The following is a 4,892-nucleotide window of genomic DNA, read 5'->3' as shown; positions in this document are numbered from 1 at the left end:
ACGTACACACTGGGGTAATTACCTCGATTTAAAGCATGGAAGAATTACCCAAAAACAATACAACGGAAAAATCCGATTTTTTATCGTGCTTCTCCTGATCGTATTATTTCTTTTATTTATACGAAAATGAAAATAGTAGCGGCCATTTTTATCATTGTTATAATTACTTTAGGTCTGTTTAATTCCTATAAGAAACATAAAAATGAGTTATTACCAGCAAGCTTTTTAGCTTTTCACTTCATTATAGGATTACTGGTCATCCTAGGCGCTTTCTATCTTTTATTCGAATAATCTGTTGTGCAAACTTCTTAAAGCTTCCGTTTTATATTCGCTTAAAATCAACAGGGAAACATTATAGTTACTTCCACCATAAGAAATCATACGGATTGGAATATGCTTTAATCCCTCTAAAACTCTGCTAGCGAAGCCATGTTTTTCTGAGCCGAAATCGCCAACTACGCAAACAATACTGTGATCGGTATCTACTTCTACTGTTCCAAAACTTTCCAGTTCCTCAATAATTTTGGGAAGATTTCCGATTTCATCAATGGTCAACGAAACGGCTACCTCTGATGTGGTAATCATATCGATTGGCGTTTTGTAGCGTTCAAAAACCTCAAAAACACGGCGTAAGAAACCATAAGCCAATAACATCCGGCTTGATTGGATGCGGATTGCTGTAATGCCATCTTTGGCAGCAATAGATTTAATCTTGCCTTTTTCGCTATTATGTGTTATTAAGGTTCCTGCAGCCGTTGGCTCCATTGTATTTAATAAACGAACAGGAATTTTATATTTCTGCGCCGGAAACACGGATTGTGGGTGTAAAATTTTAGCACCGAAATAAGCCAGCTCTGCTGCTTCATCAAACGAAAGTTGTGCAATTGGTTTAGTTCCTTTAACAATACGTGGATCATTATTATGCATACCGTCAATATCCGTCCAAATTTGAACCTCTTCGGCCATAATCGCAGCACCTAATAATGATGCCGTATAATCACTCCCACCACGACGTAAATTATCTACTTCGCCAAAACTATTGCGACAAATAAAACCTTGCGTAATAAATAATTTATTGCCTTTATGTTGTTCTAATAAGGGTGTTAAATGTTTGGTAGTAAATGGAATATCTGGCTCATTATCCTCGTCGGTTTTCATGAAGTCCAATGCAGGTAATAATACCGATTCTACACCAATTGATTTTAAATAGATATGGTATAATGTGGTAGATAGTAATTCGCCTTGCGCCAAAACAACTTTCTCTTCAATTGAGGTAAAAATATCGTTTGTAATAACTGCAAGGAAGCTAAAATGATAGTCGATCACTTCATTTCCCATCTCCTGAAAATCTGCAGCGGGCAAGAGTTCAACAACAAAGTCTTTATATTTGGCATACAAATTTTCAATCGCAACGCTTCCCTTCTTCTTATCTCCAGCTAAAAAATAATTTGAAATCTCCACTAAGCTATTCGTAGTACCAGACACTGCTGATAAAACCACAATCTGCTCTTCATCTGGATTAATGATATCCAACAACTTCGTCATGCGCTCGGGACTACCTACTGAAGTACCCCCAAATTTTAAAATTTTCATCGATTTGTTTTTGTTTCAATTTGCGATGGAACAATCAGTTTTATATCCACTAGGTGAATTAGAAAAACATGAGGGCTTCATCTAATTAGTTATTATTTTAGCTGTAATAAAAAGAACACCATTTACATCGTGCTTACCAGAATATAAAAAATGTGATTGTCTCATTTTTAATACTGGATTTTCTTTATTATTGTATCGGGGCGTGAAAATAAGCAAAAGCAGCTTAAAAGCAACATCCTCAACAAAATAAAATTTGGGACAGATTGAATTTATTTCAATTTCACCAAACTTCATGAAATAAATTTTGTTCAACACCAGATATTAAATTAAAAATACAGCTCAATGCAATCAATTGATCAATCAACACAAACCACAATAAATCAGTGGTTAAATGGAAATTACGATGAAAAAACGAAATCAGAAATCCAATCTCTAGTAGATAACAATTCAACTACTGAACTTACAGATGCTTTTTATAAAAGCTTAGAGTTTGGAACTGGTGGTTTGCGAGGCATTATGGGTGCGGGTTCAAACCGGATCAATAAATATACAATAGGAACGGCAACACAAGGTTTAGCCAATTACTTAAATAACAAATATCCAGGCGAAAAGATCAGTGTGGCCATTGCGCATGATAGCAGAAACAATTCAGATTACTTTGCAAAAATTACAGCTGATGTTTTCTCTGCCAACGGCATTCATGTTTACTTTTTCGAAGCTTTAAGGCCAACACCTGAGTTATCTTTTGCTGTTCGTCATTTTGGTTGCAAAAGCGGTGTGATGTTAACTGCATCACATAACCCAAAAGAGTATAATGGTTACAAAGCTTACGGTGCCGATGGTGGTCAGTTTACCTCTCCCGATGATAAATTAGTGATTGACGAGGTTAATAAAATCCAGAGCATTGATGAAGTGAAGTTTGACAGAGTTGAGGCAAATGTTGAATTAATTGGCGAAGCTGTAGACAAACTTTACGTAGATGGAATCACCGCACTTTCAATTTCTCCTGACGCCATTAAAAGACAGCACGATCTAAAAATTGTGTATTCTCCTATTCATGGAACAGGAATTACCCTGGTACCAAAAGCGCTTGAGCAATTTGGTTTCACTAACGTTACTATAGTTGAAGAGCAAAGTAAACCTGATGGTAATTTCCCTACTGTTGTTTATCCAAATCCAGAGGAAAAAGATGCATTGACTTTGGCCATGAATAAGGCTAAAGAAATTGATGCAGATTTAGTTTTGGCAACTGACCCTGACGCTGACCGCGTGGGTATTGCGGTTAAAGATAATAATGGCGACTGGGTTTTACTAAATGGTAATCAAACCGGAAGTTTATTGATTAATTATCTTTTATCTGCCTGGGAAGAAAGCGGAAAACTAGACGGAAATCAGTTTATTGTGAAAACGATTGTAACTTCAAACCTGATTGAAGAAATTGCTAAAAAGAAAGATGTTACTTACTATAATACCTTAACGGGATTCAAATACATCGGTCAGTTAATGACTGAATTAGAAGGTAAGAAATATTTTATTGGTGGTGGAGAGGAAAGTTATGGCTATTTAATCGGCGATTTAGTTCGTGATAAAGATGCGGTAGTTTCTGCGGCTTTCATTTCTGAAATGACGGCTTACTACAAAGATAAAGGCGCAAGTTTATACAATGCCCTATTGGATATGTATGTTGAATACGGCTTGTACAAAGAAGATTTAGTTTCGCTTACCAAAAAAGGAAAAACCGGTGCTGAAGAAATTAAGGCGATGATGGTAAAATTCCGTGAAAATCCACCTGCAACTTTAGGCGGATCGAAAGTTTCTGTATTGAAAGATTATGAACTAAGTCAGGAAACTGATTTGGCCACTGGCAAAGTAACAAAATTAGATTACCCAACCTCTGATGTACTTCAATTTATCACTGAAGATGGAAGTATTGTTTCAGCTCGTCCGAGTGGTACAGAACCAAAAATTAAGTTTTATTGCAGCGTTAACGCACCTTTGGCAGACAGAGCTGATTTTGCAAAAGTCAACGAAGAATTAGGCGAAAAGATTAAAGCTGTGATGGCTGATTTACAGGCTTAGTTTCTTTAAAATAATTAAGAATGGAACACAGGTGGAAAAATTCATCTGTGTTTTTTTATACCCGTCAGTTGAAACTGACGGCAAGGAATAACATTTAGTATAATCGTTCTATTGGCAATTGAAAGATGTTGCACAAGATATTCCGTTTTATTAGGTATTCATTGCCGTTGATTTCAATCAACGGTTTTAAAAATGGTTCGCTTTTCTTTTGCCGCTTTCAATTTCTTTAATACTTTTGCAGCAAATAACATGTTCAAAAAAATCCTGATATACCTGTTAGTGATTTGCTCGGTTTCAAACGGAGCAATGCAACTTGTGGTTTATTCAGGCTATAAAATGAATAAAGAGTACATTACCAGTGTATTTTGTATTAATAAAGAACATCCTGAATTGCATTGTGACGGTCAGTGTTTCCTAGCCAAAAAATTGAAAGATTTGGATAGCAAGAATAAACAAGTTCAGGAAAATCTCAAACGAATTGTAGAAGCTGAACCAAAATTTCAGATCACAGCAATCAATCATCAAATTCCTTATTTCATTATTAAATCAGAAAGTGGCTATCTCGAAAAGCCAGTTAAAGATCTTTCTGTATCTATTTTTCATCCACCAAAAACGGTTTAAGTAAATTTTATTTACAATCATCGCCCTGAATTTATATCAGGGTCTTTTAGGCTATTTGTCATTTTGAGCACAGCAGAGACCGCGAAGCAGTTACGAAGTAAATCTCCAAGCTATTGATTACTGGTTTTAAATTATCCTACATGAGAATGAGTGGATTCATTTAAACAGTGCTTTTTAGCTGCCGATTCTTCATTGCTTTCAGAATGACAGAAGACTATAAATTCACAGATTCGATTTTTAAAAATTAAACCATCGTGGCTGCCTATGTTTTAAAATATTGGCCATGATCTCTTCATCACCATTAAAAACTACACATAACAGATGAAAATATCACAATACTTACTGGCATTGCTATGCCCTCTTATATGCTTAACATCATGCAAAAAAGATGCAGATGAAATTTCTTCAGATACAAAATCAAGCTTCACTTTGGAATTTGAACACCAGGTTAATGGTGCTGCTTTAGCATTAAATACAACAACCTACAAAAATGCCAAGGGCGAAGATTTTAAAATCAATGTGTTTAAATATTATGTCAGCAATATTAAACTCAGCAAAGCTGATGGAACAACCTATTTAATTCCTGAGAGTTATCTGTT

General features: G+C 35.5%; 5 protein-coding genes. 3 read left to right on the top strand and 2 right to left on the bottom strand.

Going from position 1 to position 4,892, the window contains the following annotated elements; genetic code table 11:
* Positions 1-279: 279 nt before the first annotated feature.
* Both ON09_RS22565 and ON09_RS25440 read right to left on the bottom strand, forming a co-directional pair.
* Positions 280-1,593, bottom strand: a complete 1,314-nt coding sequence (locus ON09_RS22565; RefSeq protein ID WP_010603335.1) for an aspartate kinase — start codon at positions 1,591-1,593, stop codon at positions 280-282.
* A gap of 81 nt (positions 1,594-1,674) precedes the next feature.
* Entirely contained in the window at positions 1,675-1,887 is a 213-nt protein-coding gene (locus ON09_RS25440) for a hypothetical protein (protein WP_010603334.1), read from the bottom strand.
* Positions 1,888-1,935: 48 nt separating this feature from the next.
* On the opposite strand from ON09_RS25440, the gene ON09_RS22555 reads away from it, so the two are divergent.
* The 3 genes from ON09_RS22555 to ON09_RS22545 all read left to right on the top strand — a co-directional run.
* On the top strand, positions 1,936-3,672 hold the full coding sequence (locus ON09_RS22555) for a phospho-sugar mutase (protein WP_010603333.1): 1,737 nt from the start codon (positions 1,936-1,938) through the stop codon (positions 3,670-3,672).
* A 192-nt stretch (positions 3,673-3,864) separates the two neighbouring features.
* Positions 3,865-4,293, top strand: a complete 429-nt coding sequence (locus tag ON09_RS24570) for a hypothetical protein (RefSeq protein WP_010603332.1) — start codon at positions 3,865-3,867, stop codon at positions 4,291-4,293.
* A 321-nt stretch (positions 4,294-4,614) separates the two neighbouring features.
* On the top strand, positions 4,615-4,892 hold a 278-nt coding region (locus tag ON09_RS22545), incomplete at its 3' end, for an MbnP family protein (protein ID WP_010603331.1).

Origin of the sequence: Pedobacter agri PB92 (assembly GCF_000258495.1) — a bacterium.
Taxonomy (GTDB): domain Bacteria; phylum Bacteroidota; class Bacteroidia; order Sphingobacteriales; family Sphingobacteriaceae; genus Pedobacter; species Pedobacter agri.
This window is presented reverse-complemented; position numbering and strand designations above follow the sequence as displayed.